Source organism: Pristimantibacillus sp. Z349TD_6 (assembly GCF_056173205.1).
The window spans coordinates 7,394,565-7,419,528 of sequence record NZ_CM149662.1; the positions used below are offsets into that span (position 1 = coordinate 7,394,565).

Below are 24,964 nucleotides of genomic sequence, written 5' to 3' on the forward strand. Positions count from 1 at the left end.
CCAGATCTGCTAGGTTTATACGTGAGGTGAATACGAAATATTGAAAGAGTTCAAATTACGAGCGAGCTCTCAGCTCTTCCGATAGCTTCGAAGCTTGTTCCACTTGAACGCTAGAATAATAATGAGCCAGAATAGCTTCGGCTTTTGCCCCTGATTGCGCCATTCCATTGGCTCCCCACTGGCTCATGCCGACTCCATGCCCATAACCAAAAGTCGTTATGGATATCGATTTATCTTTTATATTCCAAATAAATTGAGAGGAAGCAAGTCCTAGCAGCTCTCTCACTTCTCGGCCTGTGAACGTTTTGTCTCCGATAATCATCTTGCTGATTCGATTTCCTTCCGTCTTCTCTATTACACGAATGGAAGGTTTGGCAGAGTTCTTCTTTGCTACTCCTAGCTTACTGTAAAACTCGTTAAGCGACAGCTTGACCGTTTCTTTATATTTCGGCGACAGCTCTTTGTCCCATGGGCTTGCTACGCTGCGCAAATACGGAATTTCTTGCGTCCAATAGTCCTCCGAGTTTTCGGTGAATCCATTGCTGGTAGAGAAGAACGCAGCATCTATCGGTTCGCCTTTATAAGTGATAACCTTGCCCTTCGTCTGAAGGATCGCTTCATTAAGCTTACTCATATTGTTTTTCTGCTCATTCTTTGGCCATTTGGCTGCGAGCTCTGCAACTGAAATATACACTTGATGATCGGTCGTGTCCGTCACATCCGCTCCTTTTACCGGAACTCCGCTATCATTGCCAAGAAAAATTCTACGAATCATATACGTACGTGCTGCAATGGCTTGCGCCTTTAACGCCTCAAGCTCGAATCCGATTGGCATTTCCGCAGCTACTACACCGCGAACATACGCTTCAAGCGGAACTCGCTCTATCCGCTTTTCCTTCGTTAAATAAACACGAATAACGAGACGATCAATCACATCCAGCGTTTCACCGTTCTTCCCATCACCAGCCGTTGGCCGATTTAAAAGATCATTTTCAGAAGATGGAATGAGCGCATCCGCATCATCCAACATGTCCGTTTTCGGCATCGTTTGATTACCCGCTTTAATAGATGCGTTGTCTGTTAAAGACCTAGCAGCCTTCGCATCGTGAAGCTCGTCAACTGAAAGCCTTACTAGAATGACAGATGCGCCAAGCATCGCTCCGATTGCAAACAAGGCCATCGGTCTGCTTGTCCGCATACGATCGATCATCGAAACTATTGAAAACGTCCCTCTTCTTCGCCTCATGAGCTCTCCTTCCATCTTGGCCGGAAAAAGGAAGCAGGAAGCAGCCACTGCCGCCCCCTCTCTCTTAATACGGGTCCTGATGGTTCATTCTATGAGCACAAATAATAGGGTAGAACCTAAAAGTCTAATCATGGCGAAGCGCGTCAACCGGCCGCAGACCGGCCGCTTTATTTGCAGGCAAATAGCCAAATATAACGCCTACGAGGGCAGAAAAGACAAAAGCTAACCATACAGTATCTAAAGGTACTTCCGTTTCCGTCTTCATAATCATTCCAATAGTATAAGAGGCGATATATCCAAGCCCAATTCCTAGTGCGCCTCCCAAACCGCTGATGCACACCGCCTCTACTAGAAATTGAAACATAATATCCCGCTTTTTTGCTCCCAATGATTTACGAATGCCAATCTCTCGCGTTCGCTCTGTTACAGACACTAGCATAATATTCATGATGCCGATGCCACCAACGATAAGAGAAATGATCGCTACATAAATGAGCTGCCTGTTCATCGTTTCATTAACGGAATTTAATGTTTTCATCGCTTCCTCTTGATTAAACACCCTGTAGGCATTCTCATTGCCTCGGAATTTCTCATAGAGAACAGCTTCAACGGCAGTAACCGTCGCAGCCATGCGATCTATATCCGAGACAATTAAGTTAATAGTAGAAACGCCGCTTGTTTGAAATATTTTCTGAGCTGTCGTTATCGGAATTAATATTTTCTCGTCATTTGAGCCGCTGAGTGAGCTTCCTTGCGATTCCAGCAATCCAACAATCGTAAAATTATAACCGTTTATAGTTATCTTTTTCCCTACTGCCGCCGCAGGGTCCACTCTCTCGTCCTCAAATAAATCCTTCGCGGTCTCCACGCCAATAAGCGCAACCTTTGTGTTGTTTGTTATATCTGGAGAGGCGATATACCTGCCATCCTGTACGGGAAAGCTTTTCACTTCCTCATAAGCGGCGGTTATTCCTTCTACGGTAACGGATACCTGCGTCTTGCCGTATTTCGCATATCCTGTTGTGCTCGTCACAGGCGCAACACCCGCAATATTCATGACATCGCCAAGCTCATTCGCTTCATCGACTGACAGCGTCGTAACTGTTCCACGTCCAAGAATATTAACGGAGAGCGAGTTAGGGCTGCCAAGGGAAGATACCTGCTTAGCCACTTCATTGGAGGAAGCCTTCCCCATAGCTACAAGCGCAATGACCGTTGCGACACCGATCAATATACCGAGCATCGATAATATTGTTCTAAGCTTGTTGGATAAGACGCTCTTGACTGCCATCCTGAGACCTTGCGTAAGCTTCATCGCTGTCCCTCCTCTCTTGCTCCCGCTCCGTCAACACCCCATCCCGAATAATGACCGTACGGCTTGCTCGTTTGGCTACTTCCATATCATGAGTAATCAAAACGATAGTCTGACCCGCGCGATGCAGCTCATCCATCATATTGAGCACTTCCATGCCTGTCTTAGAATCAAGCGCGCCTGTTGGTTCATCGGCAAGCAGTATAGGCGGATTAGTCGCCAGAGCGCGCGCAATGCCAACACGCTGCTGCTGCCCGCCCGACAGCTCGTTTTGGCGATGGTTTATTCGATCACCTAGCCCTACTCTATCCAGCGCTTCCATCGCGCGCATACGTCGCTCCTTGCCCGGCAGCCCCCGATAAATAAGCGGAAGCTCGCAGTTCTCAAGTGCTGTGAGCTTCGGAAGCAAATGATACCCTTGAAAAATAAATCCAATTTTTTTATTTCGTATTTCTGTCAGTTTATTATCGCTTTGTCCAGTCACCTCAAGTCCCTCAAGCTTGTAGCTTCCTTCGCTCGGCAAATCAAGACAGCCAATAATATTCATAAGCGTCGATTTTCCAGAGCCGGATGGACCCACGATGGCTAGAAAATCACCGCGTGCAACCGTGAGTGAGACCTCATGGAGCACTGTCATTTTTTCACGCGCCATCGTATAAAACTTCGTGATCTTATTCATTTCTATTAATGGACCATTCAGCGTTGAACTCATCGTGGACCACCTGTTCCTGTCCGCATTCCTCCGCCCATGCCTCCTGGGAAAACCATAACGTCGCCAGCAAAGCCGCCCTGCCGCATTGTCGTCTCCGCAGAGCTGCTGCCCATGCCAGCCGTTCCTTGGGCAATCGGAACAAGCACACTGTCCCCTTCTTTTAACCCTGAGACAATTTCCACAAAGTTTTCATTGCTGAGTCCTGTGGTCACCTCAACCAGCTGACCGCCAAGCGCATCCGGCATGCGGCCGCCACGACCGCCAGCTGCAAATCCGCCGCCAGCAGCTGCACGACCTGCTCCCGATTGTCCTGCTGAAGCCGAACCGTCTGCTGCAATGGATTGACCTGTGCCTGCTCTTACACCATTGCCTTGCGCACCCTGAGCACCTTGCCTCGCTGCCCCTGTTCCTGTTCCCCCCGTCGGAGCTTTCTGCGCTCCGCTTGTTGTAGTGCCTTGTCCGGTCGCCGTTCCTTGTTTCCCGTCTACAGCTCCACCAGGAGCAGCTGCCCCTTCTTGCTGCTGCCCAGCCTGTCCAGCGCCTGCCGATGTACCCGCTCCGCTATTGTCAGATGGAATACGAACGAAAGACCTTGTGCCCATTTCGACGACAGCATTTACCGGTACAAGAATGATGTTTTCCTTAGACGCAATTGTAATGGCTGCCTCACCTGACATCCCCGCCTTCACGCCTTCGATGTTCTTTAGCAATAAATTCACTTCAAATGAAGATGAACCGTTATTGGAAGTACCCTCCATCGCAATATCCGATACGGTTGCATTAATCTTCTTGTCAGTCAGCGCGCTTAAGGACAAATCTGCCGATTGATTAACCTTTAAAGCAGATATATCAAGCTCATCCACAGATGTAACAAATTCCAGCTTCGTATAATCTACAATTGTAGCTATTGCCGTATTGGCATTCACCTCATCGCCTACCTCAATAGACATTTCGGTAACTTCGCCATCTATGGAGGCTGTCACTACTTTTTCCTCTTTTGCTTGTGCTTCATAGATATCTTGCAGTTGATCTTGGTAGTCTGCAATCTCATCGTTTGCATTTTCAATATTCTTTTGAAGCGATGCCTTCGTGGCCTCTTCGTTTTCAGTGCCCGTTGCTTCCTTATAGCTTTGTTGGTATTCCGTAATCGTATCTTGTAGTTTTGTGATGCTCTTATTGATCGATTTAATTTTGTCATCATTGTCGTCCGCAGACTCAAAAGTAACAAGAATTTGTCCCGCTTTAATCTTATCTCCTTTTTTGACATTCACAGTAGCTATGGTGCCGCTCTTGCCGGCAGTCACCGATTCCCTCGAATTAGCTGCTACCGAACCTGTCCCGTTAATTTGTTTTACGATTGACCCTTTTGTCGCCTGCACCGTCAGTGACGTAGGCATTACACCTGCTGCTTCCTTATCCTTAGCAAAATAAAAATAATAGGCACCTGCTCCAGCTGCGGCTAAAATAATTAAAATGCCGAGCCCTATCGTCCACTTCTTCATCTGCTTTAATCCACCTTCCATTGGTCTTAGTGAGATCGACTATAGCATTCAAAAATGAACGGAAGATGAACAAGCTTGACGACAAAAAGCCCCCATCTAGTGTTCATATGGGAGCAGGAGTATGATGTAAAAGATTACGTAAGGCGGCAAAAGTTCAGTAATAACAGGGTTCCTACTGAATAACGATATAAACGGACTAAAAAAGAGCGGAGATCCCTCTCCGCCCTCATTCTTTATATTCTAGTGAATTGGTGGTATGTTTTGCGGTCAATGAAGTTACTCATGACAGCCTTAATTTCGTCCTCCGTCAATCCAACGGGCTCGCCATCTTCATCCGTTCCAGTGAAAATAGCATTTCCAATAACTGATACTTTAGGCTCGTATTCATCTTGGTTTGTGATTCGCGATTTCTCGGTCAGATGGAAATTGAATGCCGATCCATCGGACTGCAAATCCATGTTAAACCATAAAACAACGTCATTCCATATCGTGATAGATTCTACGTTGCCTTCAGCTATTTCATCTAAGGCGTCATAGATGTTTCCCTTTATCTCTATTTCTTTAACTTCTAATTCTTTTTCGATTTCTGCAACAATGACTTTCATCGTAGCCAATGGACAACACACCCTTCGTTCTGCCAAAACCATTATTTTAATTCATTCTATGACAAGTGCTTACCCAATTACAAACTTTCACTTGAATGCACATTTATCAACGTTTGCGAGGAGTTATAGCCATTCAGTCATCCATTCAAAAAAAGAGTATGTTTCATTCTCCCGAATTGGCGAGAAAAAACATACTCTCAAAACAGATACAGCGTTGATTACAAAGGAGGAAGCTCCTGCAAAACAGGCAGCGACGAAATCGCGCCTGCTCTTGTTGTCGTAAGAGCAGCGGCGGCGTTCGCAAACGAAACCAAACGTTTGGCCGTATCGGCATTCATTTCGCTTAACGCCTCTTCACTTCTCTGCATCTGGTACAGCAGCGCTCCGATAAAAGCATCGCCAGCCCCAGTCGTATCCACAACGGCTACTTTCTGGCCAGGAGTAGATACTTCGTAGGAAGACGTATACCACACCGCACCATCCGCTCCCTTTGTGTATACAACAGCTTGAACGTCTCCGACAAACAAAGAAGCAATAGCCTCTTTCTCGTCTTCAATTCCCGTCACAAAAGCAAGCTCATCCGAGCTTATTTTGACAAGATGGCTCAAAGGAATGAATTGCAGTATCGTTTGTCTGCACTGCTCGTGATCTGCCCATAGCGGCAGGCGCACGTTAGGATCAAAGCTGATGAGTCCTCCTGCTGCTTTCATCCCAGCAATCGCTTTGAGATGCGCATATTTCACAGGAGCTTCAATAAGATCTACTGAGCAATAGTGCAAAATATCTCCTTTAGCGAACCACTCTTCGTTAATCTCATCCTCTGAAAGCAGCATATCGGCACTTGGATTTCGGTAGAATGAAAAATCGCGATCCCCGTCGGCTTTTAAACTTACAAACGCAAGAGCAGTATTTGCTTCATTCGTTTGGAGCACATGCTGAGTATCAACACCTGACGCTTTCATCGTTTCCAAGAGAAAGTCACCGAAAGCATCTTTACCCAGCTTACCTATGAAGGCACTGCTGCCGCCTAGCTTCGCAACCGCACAAGCAACATTAGCTGGAGCGCCGCCTGCTTCCTTCGTGAAACCAATGACATCTTTGAGCTCAATGCCGCGAGTATCCGGAATAAAATCAATTAACGCTTCACCAATCGTATATAGTTTAGACAGATTAAGCCCCCCTAGCTGATGTCCCATTTTTTAAAGGATACCATAGTACAAGCACCTTCTGCGTAGGCGAATATGCCGAGAGATTCAGTACCTGGGTAAATACGGCCTGTCATCACCTTCTCGCCGCCTTGAATGAACACCTCGACGGAGGATTTATCAACGAAGATGCTCAAAGCCAGCAAACCATCCTTTAGTTCAACACTCGTCCTGCGCTCACCGCCAAGACCAATTCCTGACTTATCGCGATTAAAACGGAATTTGCCTTCTGCTTGCTGATAAGACAATACGGTTTCTTCCTCGCTGTGCACCCTCAGCTTCAAACCAAATTCCTTGGCTTGATCTGCCTGAAATACGACCTCTAGCTCATAACAATCTCCGCTAACTCCCAGATCTTTAACAACATCTGATAAGTTAATATCGCTTGCCTCATAAGCATTTTTCCGGTAATTTTTCATTTCCTCAAGCGGCTTGAACAATAACGACTCACCCTGCAAAATAACTTCGCGCGGCAAAGTCATAGCGCCGGCCCAGTAATGCCCAAGCTGCGTCGGAATTTCTTGTTCCCATGCCTCCATCCAGCCGATGATAATGCGTCTGCCTTTTTCATCAACTGTTGTTTGCGGAGCATAAAAATCAAAGCCGCAGTCAACCGGCTCATACCGATCATACTGAAAGCTGCTTTGCTTAATATCCAAGCGTCCAATCATATAGGTAGTGGAATGTAGATTACAATAGTCATCTCCTTGCGCTGGCATACGCTGCGGCGACATTACCAGCACATCGCGTCCTCCGAGCTCAAACAGATCAGGACACTCCCAGTTGTCGCCAAGCTTCCCATCACTGCGCGCGATTTCCCCGCTAAAACTCCAACTCACAAGGTCCGTTGAACGATATAGCAAAATAAGTCCGCGGCCCTGTCCATCATTTGACCCTAAAACTGCATAATAAATACCGTCACGCTCGAATACCTTCGGATCTCGGAAATCCTTCTGGCTGAATCCTGACGGTATTTGGTCTGAACCAATGACAGGATTGCTAGCCAGCTTCTCAAAATGGATACCATCGTCGGAAACAGCGATATTTTGATTTTGACTATAATCAAGCTCTCTATTAGGCCCCGTTATCAAATGTCCCGTATACATCAAATACAACTTGCCATCGCGTTCAACAGCACTGCCAGAGAAGCAGCCGTCACGGTCATAGTCCTGATCGGGCGCAAGCGCAACTGGGAGGTACTTCCACTTGATGAGATCATGGCTAACCGCATGTCCCCAGTGCATAGGCCCCCATACGGGCTGATATGGATAATGCTGATAGAACATATGGTATTCACCGTTATAATAAACAAAACCATTCGGATCATTCATCCACCCAAACTCGCTCATTAAATGATAAGCAAGGCGGTATTCCTCTTTCAACAAATACTTGCGTTCTGAAATAAATGTGTCGGCATTTTCTCTTGTATACAAAATAAAGCATCCAACCCTTACTTATTATTTAATTGAGCCTTGCATGACCCCTTGGATAATATATTTCTGCGCAAACAAGTAGACAACAAGCACAGGCAATATGGTCAGCATAAGCCCTGCCATTAACGGTCCATAATCAACCGAATACGTACCGAAGAAATAGAAAGTAGACAATGGCAGTGTCCGCTCATCCGGCGAAATCAGCACGAGGGAAGGCAATAAAAAGTCATTCCAAATCCATAATACATTCAAAATGGCAATCGTAACCGTCGTTGGAGCAAGCACCGGAAATACGATACGGAAGAAAGTTTGCGTCCGCGTGCAGCCATCGATAAGCGCCGCTTCTTCCAGCTCGGCTGGTATGCTTTTTACAAACCCATGATAAATAAATACGGCCAGCGGACTGCCAAATCCAACATACATATAAATAAGGGCCCATTTGCTATTAAGAAGACCAATGGTTCCGTATATTTTGACGAGAGGGATCATAATGGCTTGGAAAGGTATGATCATGGCCGCAACCATTAGGAAAAACATGTATTGGTTCGTCTTCGTTTGGTTTCGCACAAAATAATGAGCCGTCATTGCAGCTAAAATAGAGATAAGCACCACGCTAAGCACAGTTATGACTACAGAGTTCATAAATGCCGATATGAAATTCATTTTTTCAAATGCATTTGTGTAGTTCGTGAAGCTTAGGCTATCCGGCAAGGAAAGCGGACTTGATGTGATTGCCTTGTTTTCCTTAAATGAGTTGATGAGCAGCATAAAGAAAGGAACGACGAACAGAACTAAAATAACGAAGAGGGCGATGAACTTCGTCCATGCGAGCCACTGGTTCTTTTTCTCCATCACGCCTCAACCTCCAGCTTCTTGCTAAAATAAACCTGTGCTATGGTAATCGTCGCCACCAGCAGGAACAGGACAAATGCTTCTGCTTGGCCTACGCCATAATCCCGCGATAGAAATGCCTTCTCGTAAACATGCATCGATACCATTTCCGTACTTTTGAAAGGTCCGCCTTTTGTGAGTGAAACGTTCAGGTCATAAACCATAAAGCATCTTTGCAGTGATAGGAAAACACAGACGATAAACGATGGAACCATCAGCGGCAAAATCATTTTGCGCATTTTCGTCCATAGGCTCGCACCATCAATACTTGCTGCCTCCAAAATATCCTTAGGCACATTCATAAGCCCAGCTACATAAATAACCATCATATAACCGGCATATTGCCATACCGTGACGATAATCATCGACCAGAAGGCTTTGTCCGGGTCAGCCAGCCAGGAGGAGCTGAATAACGGAATACCCCATTCTTTGCCTAGATACACGAGTACATTCGAGAAAATAAATTGCCATACAAAGCCGAGTACAATGCCGCCTACCAAGTTGGGAATAAAGAAGCCTGCTCTAAAAATACTTTGCCCCTTTAATCCTCTCGTTAATACGTAGGCTAGCAAAAACGCAACTACGTTAATAAGAGCAACTGAAATAAAAACATATTTTAACGTAAGCAAAAATGATTTCCAAAAAACAGCATCCTTGAATACCGCTGCGTAATTCTCAAATCCAACCAAACTGCTTGTCGTCGATATGCCATCCCAATTCGTAAAGGTCAAATAAATCCCATACAAGAATGGAATAATCATTACAGCAAGAAAAGCAAACAAAGTCGGTCCGGTAAACAGCAGCCGCAATCGCAATCGATTCCACAGCCCTTTTTCCGTTATCATCATGATCCCTCACATTCAAGCATGGTTTTGTAAGTCAAAATACGATAAAGAGTAAACAGCTTACCCCGTCGTTTGGCGGGGTAAGCCTTCTATAAGCTATTAAGGATTATTTAACCGTCTTCCAATACTCCACAATATCTTTCGTCAACTCCGCACGATCCGAAGCACCAGCTAAATATTTCTGCATCGATGCGCCAAGCTTAGCCCAGTGGTCAGCTGGCAGCGTGCTGATGGAATCCTCTGTTTTGCCGTTTGCGATATGTTCAGATATGGACTTTGCAAGCGGATCTTTGGCTTCAAGCGTAATGTTCTTGAACGCCGGAATAATATTCGCTTTGTTCACGAGGAAGTCTTGACCCTTCTCGCTGTATACCATCCACTCCAAAAACGTTTTTGCAGCAGCCTGCTGCTCCGCCGTATTTTTTTCCTTGTCGATGACCAAACGCTTCGAAACCGCAGAAGACACTTGTGTATTGCCAAAATCATCTGGATTGTTGCTTATAGGGACAGGTAAAAAGCCGTATTGTCCGCTTGCCGTATCAAAGCTGCTAATTTGCGGCCAAGCCCAGTTCCCTTGGAACCAGATGCCCACCTCGCCTTTACCGAGCACCTCTGGACCGCGCTCATAAGTTCCAGACAATGGGGAGGCTTTGTCGATATTGTATTTTGTCATGATGTCAAACGTATCCATTAGTCCATTGAAAACCGTATTGCTAGCTAAATCGATTGTTCCAGCCTTCAAATCGTCTATGAACTTTGCAACTGCAGCCGTATCAGCAGATTGACCCGCGTAAGCCAGCGGCAAATAGTGTGCTCCCAGCGACCAATCCATCGGTGAGATAATAAGCGGAGCTTTACCTGAAGCTTCGATTTTCTTGAACAGCTCTTCAAGTGCGCTTGTTGTGTTGATCGTTGCTGGATCAAATGTTCCGCCTACCGCTTGATCTACTACCGCTTTGTTATAAATAAAACCATAACCTTCAACTGCAAGCGGGAAAGCGTAGTTTTTACCATCAAATGTCGTTAGCGCCGTGCTGCGGTCAACGGCATCCGCCATCCACTTCTCACCGCTAAGATCAAGAACACGATCCTTGAATTTCTCAACATCTCCTGTATCGAGCATCGTAATGGTAGCCGGGTTTCCTGATGCATAAAGTGCAGACGCTTTCTCAAAAGGTGACTGTCCAGCCGGTACCGGTATAATTTCAAGCATAATGTTAGGATTATCCTCTTTAAATACTTTCGCAGCCTCTTCGAGCTGGGCTTGAATCTCGCCCTTCGAGTTAAGCAACGATATCTTTACTGCAGAACCTCCATTAGACGATCCCGCGTTATTCGAATTGCCACATGCCGTTACAACCATAACTACCATTAGCGATAATGCTATCGCTTGCATCCATTTCAATGATTTCATTTGATTGCCCCCGATTTTATGAGATTGAAAAAGTTTGAAAGACGATTTACCGATCGTGTAAACCGCTTACAAAACGTATTATATAATTGTGATTAAGAGTATGTCAATCGTTTGACATGTTAAACGATTGACATAACTTTTAAAAAAATAAAAAACCCTTGCTGTGCTTGGGTTTTTCACATTTTTTTAATCTATGTAGAAGCTCGTTTAATCAGCTCAACCGGTAAAATATTTTCGAATTCGAAAGCTTCCTCGTTCATCTGCTTCATAATCAGATCAATCGCCATTTTCCCAATTTCTGCAATCGGCTGTTTCACCGTTGTCAGCTCCGGCGTGAGCCATCTGGCTGCGCTAATATCGTCGTAACCGATAATTTTCACATCCTCCGGGATTCGTTTGCCGGCGATCACACACTCCTTAACTGCAAAAGCAGCAATAATATCACTCGTTGCGAAAATGCCATCCAGATCGGGATGATCCTGAAACAGCTGATGTATAATTTGCTCGTACTGGAGTTGATCAAACACATTCATATCCGTCTGAATGATGACATGCTCGATCCCCTTCTCCTTCATCACGGCTTGAAACGCTTCTGTACGCTGATTCGCGAGCAAATGAAGCTCCAAATTACCGCATATATGCGCAATTTTTTTGCAGCCCTCACCAACCAGCAATTGTGCCGCAAGGCTCCCGCCTGCATAATTATCGGAAGAGATATACGGAATCTCACTGCTGATCTGACGATCAATCGTAACAATTGGCGAGTTCAAATGTTTGTACTCATCCACCTGAAGCGTATGGCTTCCCATAATAATGCCATCCACACGATTGCGCTTCAGCATTTCGATATAATCCTTTTCTTTCTGCGGGTCAAGCTGGGAATTGCAAAGCAGCATTTTGAACCCGAGCTCATAAGCATAGTTTTCTATGTGATTCGCGAGCTCGCTAAAAAAAGGATGAGCTACACTAGGTATAATAAGACCAATGACGTTAGATTGTTTTCTTAGTAAAGAGCGGGCAATCTCGTTAGGCTGGTAATTTAATTGCTCCATCGTTTGATAAACCTTCGTTCTCGTTGCTTCACTAATATAACCCCGATTGTTTAAAACGCGGGAAACCGTCGTCACGGATACGTTCGCTATTTTTGCCACATCGTGTATCGTTGCCATGGCCGCCCCTTTGCTTATTGCAGTAGTAGTAACCATTATAGCTAAATGGTTAGCCTTATTATACTTAATAAATATTTCAAAAGTATAGATTGTCCAAACAAAAAGAAGCTGTTTCAGATAAGCCCTTTGCGACTTATTTGAAACAGCTTCTTTATCTTGTTCTTAACGGAAAATTAAGCCCACGTCGGCTGAACTTTGAGAACCGCAACCTCTTTCTCACGCTTAAAGGAAGCAGCTGTATCCACATCAGAAGACGTTGAAGAGATCGCCACTACAGCAGCCGAATCACGCACTGCCGATGTAACTTGGACCGAAACGGATGGCTTGCTTGTCGCCGTGTCTTCCTCGCTAATCAGCTCAATACGATGAATATCAGCCCCAAGAGCTGCAAGCTTGCCTGTAATGTTGACATAACCACGATCCACATGATGCAATCCTGTTACTTCAGTCTCGCCTTCCGCGCGCAAAGCCGCACAAATAAGTGCTGCTCCTGCTCTTAAATCGGTAGCGCATACCTTTGCACCCGTTAACGGCATACCGCCATTAACGATAGCTGTACGTCCATCGACTTTAATTTGAGCGTTCATTTTCTGGAATTCCTCGACATGCATAAAACGATTTTCGAAAACCGTTTCCGTCACAACGCTTGTTCCCTCAGATACGAGAAGAAGAGCCATCATTTGAGATTGCATATCTGTCGGGAAACCTGGATGCGGCAATGTTTTCACATCAACCGATTTCAATTGCTTGCTCGATTGTACACGAATTCCGTTATCGCTCTCCGTAATTTCTACGCCCATTTCCTGCAGCTTAGAGATTACCGGCGTCAAATGATCAGAAATTGCACCTTCAACGAATACGTCACCGCCTGTAATAGCGGCCGCAATCATGTACGTGCCTGCTTCAACACGGTCAGGAATCACATTATGAGCTGCGCCATACATCCGGTCCACGCCTTCAATACGAATAACTCCTGTACCAGCGCCACGAACTTTGCCGCCCATAGCATTGATATAGTTGGCCAAATCCACGATTTCCGGTTCTTTGGCTGCATTCTCAAGAATCGTTGTGCCATCTGCTAAAGCAGCTGCCATCATAATATTTTCCGTTGCGCCTACGCTGGCTACGTCTAGGTAAATTTTCGCACCCTTAAGACGCGTCTTTGTGCTGGCTTCGATAAAGCCCTGCCCAAGCGTAATTTCAGCGCCCATCGCTTCAAAGCCCTTCAAATGCTGATCAATCGGACGAGTGCCGATCGCACAGCCACCAGGCAATGAAATTCTCACCTTGCCTATCCGACCAAGAAGAGGACCCATAACTAAGAAGGATGCCCGCATTTTTCGAATAAGCTCATAAGGAGCTTCATAAGTCGTAATGGTCTGCGCTGTAATGCGCATCGTTTCATTATTATAGGATAATTGTGCGCCTAAAGAGGCAAGCACCTTCTGAATCGTCATAACGTCGTCGAGGAGGGGTACGTCATAGATGACGCTGTCTCCTTCTGTCGCCAATAATGAGGCCGCTAAAATGGGGAGTACTGCATTTTTTGCTCCGCTAACACGGACCGTTCCCTTCAAACGCTGGCCTCCGCGGACGATAATTTTGGTCATCTTTTGGTTCCCTCCGCGAACTGCATTTTCTATTTCCTATTTGTGAAAAAAAAGGTTTATCTCACTTTACCCAACCTTCATCTTATCACTCAATTACACCAATCGACAAGCGTTATATTATTACCATTTTTTACATGTCATTCCCAGCGCATTTTATGACTTTTTTCTCCAAAAACGTCTCTTTTTCAAGAAAAAACTACGTTTCCGGTTCGATTACGGGTCCTGATTTATACCTATTCGCAAGCCATCAGCTTTTTGAGACCGTCATGTATTACCCATTGTTGACATGTTTCGCTTTTGTTATTCGACAAACGATTTGAGAAGAACGGTGTAGCCCCAATATTCCAAGATGAATTTTGCTAACAAATGACCCATTATAATAGCAACAAATACTTGAAACAAACGGGCCTTTGGACTCTTTGGAAAACGAAAAAAAGCTTCCCACTTCACCTCTTGCAGTACAAACCACACCAGAATAATGCTGAGAATAACAATGATTATAGAAAACAACCCGGTCATTCCGGTGTAGTTTTGCAAACCATTTATAAGACCGTAATTTACGTCCATGATGCCTCCTGAGCTTTTTCATGTTTTAAGCTTCAAACTCAAGCAGCATTTATCTTGCTTCATATTATTAACGTAACTGGAAGCCATTTTGTTTGATGAAAATATTAGGCGATAAATCGGTGGAGCAGCACCGTGTAGTCTGCACGGCTAGCCTGCAGGCTTGGTTTGAACAGATTTGCTTCTATTCCTTCAATTTGTTTGTTCAACTTCATAGCATACAGCATGGGTGCTGACCAATGAGACTTTGGTACATCGGCGAACGGATCAATGACAGGCAGCTTAGGCCGTACACCTTCCGCAGAACCGATAATCATTGCCATTTCCGCCCTTGTAATCGGCTGATCCGGCTTGAACTCGCCATTCGGGAATCCTTTTACCCAGCCTTGCTCTACAGCCCTCGTAATCGCATCATTAGCCCAATGTTTTGATGGGACGTCTTTGAATCGTTTCCCTTGCACGCGACTTGATGATGCTGGCTTATATGCCTTCACAACCATTGAAACGGCCTCGGCTCGCGTTATGGAGCGTCTAGGCTCAAATCGATTTTGACCTGTTCCGTTAATAATGCCTTTTTTGTTTAATGCGACGATTTCATTTTGAGCCCAATGACCTTTAATATCACGGAATCCAGCAACCAACTCCTCTGATTTCACCTTTAAGCGATAATACTGCTTGTCAAAAGGAGCATCTGCTTCCAGCTTCACGTAATACACACCAGGCTGCAGCAGCTTTTCTTCGGTTTGCAGCTTCCCGCTTGCTTTTGTTTTGGATGCCGTAAGCTGCTTCATCCGTTTATCATAGAGCAAGAGGCTCAAATCAACGTCAAGCGGCACACCGTTTACCGTCATGCTGATGATGCTGGCGTTTGAAACCCGGATTTGAAACCAATCTACGTCGGAGTAGCTGCTAATTACACCAAGGTACTCCGTACCTGGATTAATCATAAACGCCTCGTACGATTTATCGTTTGGTTCATTCGGATCATCATATTTTGGCATATAATCCATCTTCAATATGTAGGTGCCTATGGTCGGACTAGCTTCTGAGGAGATCGCATTGTGAACACGAATATAATATTTACCAGGAGTCACAGTTATGACTGGTGACTGCTCAGTCTCCCCTTCACCCTCATCATCGTACACCATTAATTGCTGGCCTGCCTTCTGTATAGCAAGCCCAGGATCAATACGTGCCGTATTCGTACTAAGCGTAAGACTTAGCTTCCCGCTCTGCGTAAAGGTTACCGTAAACCAGTCGCGATCGGCGGTTTGATGAAAGTTGCCCGTAATCGACTGCGTACGAGGCTGCAATGTATAGGCTTCAAACGATTTATCATTTTTCTCGTAATCGTCCGGCTTCATCGTAAAAGTAGACGTGAGCAGATAAGGCAATTCATCGTTGCTGCTCTGATTGATGAGCTCCAGATGAATGAGCTGCCGCCCTTTTTTAACCTCAAGATCAATGGACCTGCTTGCAAGCTTCGTATCGCTCGTACTTTGCTTCACGCCATTCATGTAATGGGTGAGCCTAACAGGCGGAACAATCTTTCCGCTAGGAACAAGCCCTTCGTATTGTATGGTTAGCGTGCCATCATACGGCGCATCGATTTGGTACCAATCATGGTCGGATACGCCCTGCAGCAAAGCCGAAATTTGGCTGTTCAGCGGAAACCGTGCAGCAGTTGATTGGGTGTCATTCGGTTCGAAGCCGTCTGGCTTCAAGGTTGAACGTACCGCTTGGTCGATCTGCAGCACACCGTAGCCTGACGTGCTGTCCGCACCTGGCGGCCCAATATCCTTAGCTGTTTGGCGCAGCAGCTCGCGTATCTGGTAAGGCTTCATGTCCTTGTAGCGAGCCCATATGAGCGCTGCAGCAGCTGCGGCTTGCGGAGCCGCCATTGAAGTTCCTTCTTCTTTCTTATAGAGTCCACCAATGGCTGTTGTATATACATTCCAAGGCGCGACAAGGTCAAGCTCAGTGCCTCGATTCGATCGACTATCGACCGTATTATTCGACTTGACGCCACCGACAGCGAGTACCGTCGGATAAGCTGCCGGGTATTTTACCGCAGCTTTCTCTCCAAAGGTGACGCCGTCATTACCTGCCGCTGCTACGAGCAGTACGTTTTTGCTTTCTGCATATTGTACAATGTCGAGCATGTACGGAGAATATCGATGAAGGCCAACCGACAGCACAACGATGCTTGCTCCGCTGCGAACGGCATACAATATGGCTTCGCCGAGCTCCTGCTCTGTTCCGTCACCTCGGTGATCCAGCGCTTTTATCGGCATGATTTTGGCTTTCCACAGTATGCCTGATACGCCAATGCCGTTATTTCCTACAGCTGCGATAACACCCGCTACACTTGTACCGTGCCCATTGTCATCATCGGGCGACTCACCAGGGCTCACTAGATTAGCGCCTGGAACAAGATTAGGCTTCAAATCCGGATGTTCCAAATCAACACCTGTATCCACGATCGCTATCGTAAGCTGCTGCTGCTCGCGAACGGTTTCCCACGCCTTTTGCGCGCCGATCTGGCTGAGATAAAGCTGCTTAGACAACTCAGGATCATTTGCTTTCAATGCTGTAGCTGCAGCCGCAATCTTCGCTGTGGAAGCAGCCTCAGACTCCTGCGGCGCCGCTGGCGGTGTCGATGGAGTCTCTGCGGGTGATGCTTCGTTAGGCACAGAAGCTGCCGGTGATACATTGGATGGTGAAGAATCTTTAGTCGACACATCAGTAGATGCAGCTCCAGGGAGTGATGCATCTGAAGATACAGAGCTTGTAGGCGACAAATCAGAAGACGCAGTTCCTGGGATTGATGCATCTAAAGATACAGAGCTTGCGGGCGATACATTGGATGGTGAAGAGCCTGTAGGCCGCGCATCGCTGCGCGCGGCCTCTGAGCCTGCCGAGGCTGCGTCCTCCGACTCGCCAGCAGGCAGAGCAAGCATATGCACCCTATTGTTCGGGTGCACGTACTCTACGCCCGGCAGGCTTCGCAGCCGGTCGAGCCATTCCTGTACGTCCGCGCCTTCAGCGGCCGGACGTACGAGCATGACCGCCGCCTCATTCTGGCGGCGGAGCACCTCTGTCCCGCGCAGCTCATGCGCTAGCGCGGGGTCGCGCCATTTGAGCAGCCAGCTTTGCGGCTGCTCTGCATCGGCGCCTTCGGCGCCCTCAGCCGCAGGGGATGCTGCGGCCAGCGCCGTAGGCGCCGCTCCGGGAGCGAACCCTGCGGGGGCTATGCCCCCGAGGGTGATGCTCCCGATGAGCAGCGCGGGCAGCGCGCGACGAAGGAGCTTGCGCGCGGCGAGCGTGGCAATGGCGATTGCTTGCATAGACAAGCGAGCTTTATGCTTTTTGAGCGCAGAGCCCTGTCGATCAACAGATGGGCTCTGACTAATCATTTGTGATTTTCGTAATCGCTTTGGTTCTTTTTGAGTGCTCATCATTTTCTGCCTTTTCGTATGAAACGGGTTATGGTTTGTTCCCACTTTCAATTGGATATTCCTTCACTACAATTTCTCTTCACAGGTATCAATTCCCTTGTTTCTGTAAGACAAAAAGGACAAAAGTCCTACAACTATCCCGCTCCATAGCTTGGAACGTCAGTATTCGGCACAAACTATTATTTCCCGGTAAATATAGACGAGCGGCAACACAAGTTCACATAGATAGAATAGTACTTCATGTCTACTATACGATGAACCTATACTCCCCCTGCTGCACATTACCCGCAACATTCTCCGCTGAAACACTGTAACTATATTTCTGCTCATAATCCCTGATTAAAACAGCGTCAGACAGCTTCCTCTCTTCTTGCTATTTGCAAGAAATGACTATAATCCAGCCGTTACTATCATCATATCTAAAACTTCTGCTGCAGTCTGTGTCCTTAACAGTAACTTTAACTATCATGCTGCTTTTTAGCTTATAAACTACTTTCTATTTCCTCTGTGCCGCCTCGAAAATCCCCTTCATCGATTAAACAAAAAAATAGGTCGTTTAAATAGACATCAGTTCCTCATCTACTTAAACGACCTATTATTTTCACACCTTTAGAGAACAAAGGTTTAATATCACTCTACTACAATCTGCTTATCCCATTATCATTAAATCGCCCTTGATCGAGAATATGGCATCAATCCATTGCATTAACGGTCCTGGGAAAATACCTAGTGCAATCGTTGCAGCTGCACACAGCCAGATCACAACTCCCGTTGCTCCCGATATTCGCACTTCATTATTTTCTTCTCCGCTGCGCATGAACATTTGACGAACAATGCCAAAGTAGAAATAGTAAGAAATGACGCTGCTCACGACGATAACAGCTACGAGCCAATAAGCTTTAGCATTCGCTGCTCCGAGCAAGATAAACAGCTTCCCAAAAAATCCGCCGGAAATCGGCAAGCCCGATAAAGACAAGATAAATACCACCATAGCCGCTGCCGTCCAAGGCGCTCGGTAGTACATGCCCGCGAAGCTTTTCAGCTCCTCATGCCCCGATGCGCGGCTAACTACCGTAAAGACAGCAAACGCTCCTATCGTCATAAACAAGTACGCAACCAAATAATAAACAAATTCAGAGAAGTTGCTGCTATGAACCATCGTTATTGAAATACCGATAGGCACCAGCATGTAACCCGCATTGGCTACTCCTGACAGGGCCAGCAATCGCTTCACGTTCCTTTGTTTAAGCGCAGCTGTCGTTCCGACGAGCATCGCTGCAGCAGCCAGCACTAGCAGGACCAGGAAGAGATCATTTGATATTTTTGCCGCTTCTCCCGCTGCGCTGAATAAGCTAGTGCTAAACATAACCCTAAATATAGCAGCCAGCGCAGCACCTTTGGCAATGACCGCTAGAAAAGCCGATACAGGCGTTGGAGCCCCTTGATATACATCAGGCGCCCATGCGTGAAACGGAGCCGCTGCAATCTTAATACCGAATCCAGCAATCATAAATAGGAAGCCCACATAAGCAAGCGCTTTGAAATCCTGCATCGCCCGCGGCAAAGCATCCCCAATTACACCCAAATCAACTGATCCGGTTATGCCGTAAATGTACGACATGCCGAACAACACCATCGCCGAGGAAATCCCGCCCGTAATGACATACTTGAATGCCGCTTCAGCAGACAAAGTTGATTTGCGTCTAATGCCAACCAATACATAACTTGTAATACTAAGAAGCTCTAATCCGATATACAACGTAACCAGGTTTCCTGATGAAGCCATCATCATCGCGCCCATAAGCGCGGGAAGCACCAAATAGAAATACTCTGATTTGTCTGTTATCTCCTCTTCATCCCGATCCGATCCAATTGCGAGCAGAATGATAAGCGCAGTACCCGTTAAAAATACTATTTTCAGCAGGCTGGCGAAATCATCAATGCGGTAGCTGTTGCTTAGCAGATGGATAGAGTCGGCAGATGCTCCGCCCTGATTCATATCCAACATCCGGAGCACGACTAGCAGCAGCGATGCAAGAATGCCCGCTAACGTCAGCCACCCTGTAAATTTTCTGTTCACGCGCTTCGGCAAGAACAAATCCAATACAACAAGAAACAAAAACATGGCGGCCAGCATAAGCTCAGGGGCAAGGTAGAGCATATCCGTCCATGTCAGTGGTATAAATGAAACGCCTTCGTACATGGTTTATCCCCCCGCCCTTGATGCAAGTAATTGTCCGAACAGCTTATCCATGCCATGCTGCACAGTATCCGTAAGGACGGAAGGAAAACAGCCGAGAAGCACAATGAATGCAAGCAGCACAATCATGGGAGCCGCCTCAATTAGCCTTGCGTCCTTAAATGCTCCAAACGCCTCACGCTGTGGACCAAATGTAATCTTAAGTACAGCGCGAAGCATATAGACAGCGGTCAAAATAATGCCAAGCGCCGCAGCCGCAGTCAACCAGCGATGCGACTCGAATAGGCCGAGCAGCGATAGAAACTCCCCTATAAAACCGGATAAGCCCGGCAAACCGAGTGAAGCGAGCCCCGCAGTTAGCAGTACGCCGCTTATAAATGGCATTGAGCGCGCTAACCCACCGAGCTCTTGCAGTTCAGTCGTTCCCGTTCGTTCATAGATGCTGCCAACGATCAGAAATAACAAGGCAGATATAAGTCCGTGCGATACGAGCTGGTATACAGCTCCCTGCAAGCCAATCTCGTTTATTGCAGCTATCCCGAGCAATACGATACCCATATGGCTGATGGAGGAATAAGCAAGCACTAGTTTAAACTCACGCTGCCTGAAGGCTAGCAGCGCTCCATACAGTATATTTATGACGCCTAGCACGGCCAGTACTGTCGCAAATTGTCGCGCTTGATCAGGGAAAAGCATAATCCCAAATCGCAGTAAACCGTAAGCGCCCATTTTCAGTAATACCCCGGAGTGAATCATAACAATCGAGGTCGGAGCTTCCGTATGCACCTTAAGCATCCAAGTATGGAATGGAAATATCGGAAGCTTTATGCCGAAAGCAACCAGCAGCATAATAAACAGCACCCATTGCATCGAATCCGTCAACTGGAATGGATTAATTGAACCAAGCTGCTCATTAGTCAGGTTAACCCAAGCAGATGCGTCCGCCATGTTGCGGAAAATGTCTGTGTAGCTGCCGCTGTAAATAAAGCTAACTTGTTCGCCTACTTGATCCACGCGGAAGCCTGCTGTGTTCACAAGAATAACGAACGCAATCAGCATAATGGCTGAACCAATTCCGTTATAGATTAAAAACTGATTGGCTGCACGCTCGCGATTGAAGTAACCCCAAATTCCAATTAAGAAGTACATCGCAACAAGCGTAATCTCGAAAAATACAAAAAACAAAAATAAGTCACGAGCTAGAAACACGCCAAGCATTCCGAGCTCCAGCAGCAGAAACCATATGAAAAAAGATTTCCACCTTTTCTTGATATGAACTGCTGCAAGTGCAGCCATTGCAGATACGAGCGTTGCGAGAATCAGAAGCGGAAGCGACAGGCCGTCTATGCCGAGCTCATATTGAAACGTAAACTTAAATTCAGATACGCCCGATGGCACCTCTTTATTTAGCGGCACTTCCACCCAGCTATATTGCTCGTCATATGCCGCCCCGCCCTGCTGCTTATTATAATCAGCATAAAGCCACAAGGAGAGCAACAAAGGAACCAATGTGGTTATGACAACCGTGGTTTTCATCCAGCTGCTGCGCTGCTTCGGAAGCAGCAGCAGAACGATGATACCAAGCAGCGGTGCCAGTAATATAAGTGATAATATCGGAATGTCACTCAGGATGCTCATGGCAGGAACCTCCTTCCAACGATAGCAGCCACAAGAATGACGAACCCGATAACAGCTGCCAAACCGTAGGTTTGTACTTGACCGTTCTGCAGACGAGCAGCCATTCTTCCAGCCGAGGTAACAGCCGTGCCTGTCAACCTCACAATTCCGCCTATGACATAAGAATCAAACGCCATAAGCGCAGAGCCAATCAGCTTCAGCGGCTTCACTATGATAACGGCATAAAGCTCATCGATGTAATAACTATTTTCCAGCAGCTTGACTAGCTTAGGCATTTTTTCTTGCAGTACATCTTTGTTCACACTGTTTTTTCCATAGATGAGCCAGCCAATATAGATACCTAGAAGGCCAACCGCAATGGATGCAACAATGGCGATGCCGCTTTTATGCAGCGACTCTCCCCCATCGGTGATCCATGAGCCAAATGCGCCGTTCCATGGCGTCTCAATAAACCCAACTACAATGGCGAGAGCAGCCAGCACGATCATCGGCAGCGTCATCGAAACTGGTGATTCTTTCGCATGAGAAGAGGCCTCGTTTGGTTTTCCCATAAATACAAGGAAGAACAACCGAGACATATAAAGCGCCGTACAGAAAGCGGCTGCCAAACCTACAATAAATAATAGTGGATTCGTCTCCCAAGCAACCGTCAGAATTAAATCTTTCGACCAAAAGCCGGATAATGGCGGAATGCCAGCAAGCGCTAAAGCGCCGATCGCGAACGTCCATGTCGTCACTTTCATTTTCGAGGCAAGTCCGCCCATCTCATGAATGTTCTGTGTATGTACCGCATGAATGATGCTGCCAGCACCAAGGAAGAGCAGCGCTTTGAAGAAAGCGTGCGTGAACAGGTGGAAGATGCCGCCTGTTAAGGAACCCAGACCAAGCGCCATCATCATATAACCCAACTGGCTGACCGTAGAATAGGCTAATATCCGTTTAATATCCTTTTGTACGAGTGCAATCGTCGCAGCGAATATAGCTGTAAAACCGCCTACATATGCGATGGTCTCCATAGCAGCTGCAGAATCCTGAAAAATATCATACGTTCGTGCAATAAGGAATACCCCTGCCGCAACCATAGTAGCAGCATGAATCAGTGCACTGATCGGTGTCGGGCCCTCCATTGCATCAGGAAGCCACACATGAAGCGGAAACTGGCCTGATTTGCCGATCGCGCCTACAAAAATAAGCAAAGCAATCAACGTCGTAATCCCGTTCGTAATCGCACCCGATTGCCCATCAAATACGCTTTGAATCGTAGTGAAATCAAGGGCATGATCCGGCATATACCAGAAAAGGAGCATAATAGCAATCAACAAGCCAACATCGCCGATTCTTGTCACAATAAATGCCTTCTTGGCCGCCGCTCGCGCTTTAGGCAGTGTAAACCAGAAGCCAATTAGCAAGAACGAGCATACGCCAACTAGTTCCCAGAAAATATAAAGCGATAATAAATTATCGGATAATACAAGTCCCAGCATAGAGAATGTGAACAAGGCAACATAACCAAAAAACACAGTTATTCGCTCATCATTTTTCATATAACCGGCCGAGTATACATTCACGAGAAAGCTGACGAGTGTCACGACCACCAGCATAAGCGCTGTCAGGTTGGTCACCTCGAAACCAATCTTCAACGTATAATCTCCGATAGCAATCCAATCAAAGGAATAATTATAATCCACTTCATTGGTACCAAGTCGATCAATCATAATAAGCAAAGATAGAACGAAAGCGCCAAATGATCCAAGCGAACCGATGATAACGCCCGCTCGTCGATAGCTGCGACCGAGCGCCGTCAAAACGAGGAATGCTGCCAGCGGAAACAGCGGAATTAACCAAGCCGTCTGTGAGTACATATTCATACGCCGCGCTACCTCCTCATTTTGTCAAACTCATCGACATTAACTGTCCCGCGCATTCTGAACAATGCTATTAATATAGCTACCCCAATCGCTGCTTCTGCCGCTGCGACTGTAATTGTAAATAATGCAAAAATTTGCCCCGTCAATGACGGAACAACACCATATTTGGAGAAGGCAATAAGATTCAAGTTGACCGCATTCAACATTAGCTCAAGCGAGAGCAGTACGACGACTGCATTTCTTTTCACTAATGCGCCATATAGCCCAATGCAAAACAAAATAGCCGCCATCGTTAAATAGGAAGGAAGCATGTAATTATTCCTCCTCCTTTTTGGCAAGAACGATTGCTCCAATAAATGCTACCGTCAGCAGCACCGAAAGCAGCTCGAACGGTATCACATACCCTGTGTATAAGAGCTCGCCAATTGCCATCGTATTGTCTTCTCCAGCTTGAAAAGACTGCGGCTCTGGAAAAGTTGTTGAACGGATTGCATAAAACAATAAGCCAAACAAGCTGAGCGCGCCTACGGCAGCAAGCGTTTCATGGAGCGGCTTCACCGGCTCACGCTCGCCTGGCTGATGTTTCGTCATCATAATACCGAATATCATCAGAATCGAGACTGCTCCAGCATAGATAAGCACCTGAACAAATGCGACAAACTCAGCTTCCAGAAGCACGAACATTCCGGCTAAGCCTAGAAATACAGCAGCCATAGAGATGACCATATGTACGACCTTCTCTAAGCTGATCATTAGGACAGCGCCGCATATCATGATGGCTGAGAAGATAAAAAAAGCGACAAATTCGCCTGTAAAATCAATATTGAACAACTATTTTGCGCCCCCTTTGGCCGGCGCTCCGATATTGTTATTGTCCTGCCGAGTAAGTGTATTATTGTCTGTCAGCCATTCTGCATCCTTGAACAAATCATCGCGGCTGAAGGTTGCCAGCTCGAAATGATTGGACATCACGATCGCTTCGGTCGGACAAACCTCGGTGCACAGATCACATAAGATGCATATTTCAAAATTAATATCAAAAGTATCAATCACCTTGCCCTTTTTATCAGGGTCCGGGTTCGGTTTGCCGGTCAGCGTAATGCAGTCGGTTGGACAAATGCGAGCGCATTGGTTGCAAACGATACATAAATCCGGGATAAAGTGCTGAATACCACGGAAGCGGTCCGGCATGACAAAGGGCACATCAGGATAGGAGGTGGTCACTTTTGGAGCCGTCATTGATTTGAGCGTTACACCCAGTCCTTGCAGCATTCCTTTCATTTCCTTCTCCC

The 24,964-nt window shown here is 46.5% G+C and carries 20 protein-coding genes; all 20 read right to left on the minus strand.

The features are described from left to right. Positions 1 to 55 precede the first annotated feature (55 nt). The gene (gene spoIID, locus AC0VYE_RS32035) at positions 56 to 1,246 is read right to left on the minus strand and encodes a stage II sporulation protein D (protein ID WP_475444831.1); all 1,191 of its coding nucleotides are present in this window, start codon (positions 1,244 to 1,246) and stop codon (positions 56 to 58) included. A gap of 124 nt (positions 1,247 to 1,370) precedes the next feature. Next, entirely contained in the window at positions 1,371 to 2,561 is a 1,191-nt protein-coding gene (locus AC0VYE_RS32040) for an ABC transporter permease (RefSeq protein ID WP_475444833.1), read from the minus strand. Beyond that, positions 2,503 to 3,270, minus strand: a complete 768-nt coding sequence (locus AC0VYE_RS32045) for an ABC transporter ATP-binding protein (RefSeq protein WP_475444835.1) — start codon at positions 3,268 to 3,270, stop codon at positions 2,503 to 2,505. The genes AC0VYE_RS32040 and AC0VYE_RS32045 overlap by 59 nt, the downstream gene beginning before the upstream one ends. Beyond that, positions 3,267 to 4,772 (minus strand): efflux RND transporter periplasmic adaptor subunit, encoded by a 1,506-nt coding sequence (locus AC0VYE_RS32050; RefSeq protein WP_475444837.1) that lies wholly within the window; start codon positions 4,770 to 4,772, stop codon positions 3,267 to 3,269. Before AC0VYE_RS32050 ends, AC0VYE_RS32045 begins: the two co-directional genes overlap by 4 nt. A 233-nt stretch (positions 4,773 to 5,005) precedes the next feature. Next, positions 5,006 to 5,377 (minus strand): DUF3846 domain-containing protein, encoded by a 372-nt coding sequence (locus AC0VYE_RS32055; protein WP_475449793.1) that lies wholly within the window; start codon positions 5,375 to 5,377, stop codon positions 5,006 to 5,008. Positions 5,378 to 5,595: 218 nt separating this feature from the next. Next, entirely contained in the window at positions 5,596 to 6,546 is a 951-nt protein-coding gene (locus AC0VYE_RS32060) for a carbohydrate kinase family protein (RefSeq protein WP_475449795.1), read from the minus strand. Positions 6,547 to 6,557: 11 nt separating this feature from the next. Next, positions 6,558 to 8,015 (minus strand): glycoside hydrolase family 32 protein, encoded by a 1,458-nt coding sequence (locus AC0VYE_RS32065; RefSeq protein WP_475444839.1) that lies wholly within the window; start codon positions 8,013 to 8,015, stop codon positions 6,558 to 6,560. Between the two features lie 24 nt (positions 8,016 to 8,039). Continuing rightward, positions 8,040 to 8,867, minus strand: coding sequence for a carbohydrate ABC transporter permease (locus tag AC0VYE_RS32070; protein WP_441910255.1), 828 nt, complete (start codon positions 8,865 to 8,867; stop codon positions 8,040 to 8,042). After that, positions 8,867 to 9,751 carry a carbohydrate ABC transporter permease gene (locus tag AC0VYE_RS32075; protein WP_475449797.1) on the minus strand — a complete coding sequence of 295 codons (885 nt, stop codon included), beginning with the start codon at positions 9,749 to 9,751 and terminating at the stop codon, positions 8,867 to 8,869. Before AC0VYE_RS32075 ends, AC0VYE_RS32070 begins: the two co-directional genes overlap by 1 nt. Before the next feature lie 106 nt (positions 9,752 to 9,857). Beyond that, positions 9,858 to 11,165 carry an ABC transporter substrate-binding protein gene (locus AC0VYE_RS32080; protein ID WP_475444842.1) on the minus strand — a complete coding sequence of 436 codons (1,308 nt, stop codon included), beginning with the start codon at positions 11,163 to 11,165 and terminating at the stop codon, positions 9,858 to 9,860. Between the two features lie 191 nt (positions 11,166 to 11,356). Further along, positions 11,357 to 12,334, minus strand: a complete 978-nt coding sequence (locus AC0VYE_RS32085) for a LacI family DNA-binding transcriptional regulator (protein ID WP_475444844.1) — start codon at positions 12,332 to 12,334, stop codon at positions 11,357 to 11,359. A 173-nt stretch (positions 12,335 to 12,507) separates the two neighbouring features. After that, a complete protein-coding gene (gene murA / locus AC0VYE_RS32090) occupies positions 12,508 to 13,944 on the minus strand; it encodes a UDP-N-acetylglucosamine 1-carboxyvinyltransferase (protein WP_475444846.1) in 1,437 nt (478 codons plus the stop codon). 300 nt (positions 13,945 to 14,244) lie between these two features. Beyond that, complete coding sequence (locus AC0VYE_RS32095; RefSeq protein ID WP_076266234.1) at positions 14,245 to 14,511, minus strand: DUF1146 family protein; 267 nt, start codon at positions 14,509 to 14,511, stop codon at positions 14,245 to 14,247. 104 nt (positions 14,512 to 14,615) lie between these two features. Then, positions 14,616 to 17,969 (minus strand): S8 family serine peptidase, encoded by a 3,354-nt coding sequence (locus AC0VYE_RS32100; RefSeq protein WP_475444849.1) that lies wholly within the window; start codon positions 17,967 to 17,969, stop codon positions 14,616 to 14,618. A 646-nt stretch (positions 17,970 to 18,615) separates the two neighbouring features. Next, a complete protein-coding gene (locus tag AC0VYE_RS32105; RefSeq protein WP_076266236.1) occupies positions 18,616 to 20,169 on the minus strand; it encodes an NADH-quinone oxidoreductase subunit N in 1,554 nt (517 codons plus the stop codon). 3 nt (positions 20,170 to 20,172) lie between these two features. After that, positions 20,173 to 21,804 (minus strand): complex I subunit 4 family protein, encoded by a 1,632-nt coding sequence (locus AC0VYE_RS32110; RefSeq protein ID WP_475444851.1) that lies wholly within the window; start codon positions 21,802 to 21,804, stop codon positions 20,173 to 20,175. Beyond that, entirely contained in the window at positions 21,801 to 23,672 is a 1,872-nt protein-coding gene (gene nuoL / locus AC0VYE_RS32115; protein ID WP_475444853.1) for an NADH-quinone oxidoreductase subunit L, read from the minus strand. The genes AC0VYE_RS32110 and nuoL overlap by 4 nt, the downstream gene beginning before the upstream one ends. 8 nt (positions 23,673 to 23,680) lie before the next feature. Next, the gene (nuoK, locus tag AC0VYE_RS32120) at positions 23,681 to 23,983 is read right to left on the minus strand and encodes an NADH-quinone oxidoreductase subunit NuoK (RefSeq protein WP_475444854.1); all 303 of its coding nucleotides are present in this window, start codon (positions 23,981 to 23,983) and stop codon (positions 23,681 to 23,683) included. A 4-nt stretch (positions 23,984 to 23,987) separates the two neighbouring features. Beyond that, positions 23,988 to 24,503: an NADH-quinone oxidoreductase subunit J gene (locus AC0VYE_RS32125; RefSeq protein ID WP_076266240.1), complete on the minus strand. Its 516-nt coding sequence runs from the start codon at positions 24,501 to 24,503 to the stop codon at positions 23,988 to 23,990. Next, positions 24,504 to 24,953 carry an NADH-quinone oxidoreductase subunit NuoI gene (nuoI, locus tag AC0VYE_RS32130; protein ID WP_054025448.1) on the minus strand — a complete coding sequence of 150 codons (450 nt, stop codon included), beginning with the start codon at positions 24,951 to 24,953 and terminating at the stop codon, positions 24,504 to 24,506. Between the last annotated feature and the right edge of the window lie 11 nt (positions 24,954 to 24,964).

Excerpts from the sequence above, each read along its gene's own strand:
- AC0VYE_RS32040 (WP_475444833.1), bottom strand. The coding sequence starts at position 2,561 with ATGAAGCTTACGCAAGGTCTCAGGATGGCAGTCAAGAGCGTCTTATCC.
- AC0VYE_RS32110 (WP_475444851.1), bottom strand. The coding sequence starts at position 21,804 with ATGAGCATCCTGAGTGACATTCCGATATTATCACTTATATTACTGGCA.
- AC0VYE_RS32095 (WP_076266234.1), bottom strand. The coding sequence starts at position 14,511 with ATGGACGTAAATTACGGTCTTATAAATGGTTTGCAAAACTACACCGGA.
- AC0VYE_RS32050 (WP_475444837.1), bottom strand. The coding sequence starts at position 4,772 with ATGAAGAAGTGGACGATAGGGCTCGGCATTTTAATTATTTTAGCCGCA.
- AC0VYE_RS32080 (WP_475444842.1), bottom strand. The coding sequence starts at position 11,165 with ATGAAATCATTGAAATGGATGCAAGCGATAGCATTATCGCTAATGGTA.
- AC0VYE_RS32100 (WP_475444849.1), bottom strand. The coding sequence starts at position 17,969 with ATGATGAGCACTCAAAAAGAACCAAAGCGATTACGAAAATCACAAATG.
- AC0VYE_RS32055 (WP_475449793.1), bottom strand. The coding sequence starts at position 5,377 with ATGAAAGTCATTGTTGCAGAAATCGAAAAAGAATTAGAAGTTAAAGAA.
- nuoK (WP_475444854.1), bottom strand. The coding sequence starts at position 23,983 with ATGCTTCCTTCCTATTTAACGATGGCGGCTATTTTGTTTTGCATTGGG.
- murA (WP_475444846.1), bottom strand. The coding sequence starts at position 13,944 with ATGACCAAAATTATCGTCCGCGGAGGCCAGCGTTTGAAGGGAACGGTC.
- AC0VYE_RS32075 (WP_475449797.1), bottom strand. The coding sequence starts at position 9,751 with ATGATAACGGAAAAAGGGCTGTGGAATCGATTGCGATTGCGGCTGCTG.
- AC0VYE_RS32085 (WP_475444844.1), bottom strand. The coding sequence starts at position 12,334 with ATGGCAACGATACACGATGTGGCAAAAATAGCGAACGTATCCGTGACG.
- AC0VYE_RS32105 (WP_076266236.1), bottom strand. The coding sequence starts at position 20,169 with ATGTACGAAGGCGTTTCATTTATACCACTGACATGGACGGATATGCTC.
- nuoI (WP_054025448.1), bottom strand. The coding sequence starts at position 24,953 with ATGAAAGGAATGCTGCAAGGACTGGGTGTAACGCTCAAATCAATGACG.
- nuoL (WP_475444853.1), bottom strand. The coding sequence starts at position 23,672 with ATGAATATGTACTCACAGACGGCTTGGTTAATTCCGCTGTTTCCGCTG.
- spoIID (WP_475444831.1), bottom strand. The coding sequence starts at position 1,246 with ATGAGGCGAAGAAGAGGGACGTTTTCAATAGTTTCGATGATCGATCGT.
- AC0VYE_RS32045 (WP_475444835.1), bottom strand. The coding sequence starts at position 3,270 with ATGAGTTCAACGCTGAATGGTCCATTAATAGAAATGAATAAGATCACG.
- AC0VYE_RS32070 (WP_441910255.1), bottom strand. The coding sequence starts at position 8,867 with ATGGAGAAAAAGAACCAGTGGCTCGCATGGACGAAGTTCATCGCCCTC.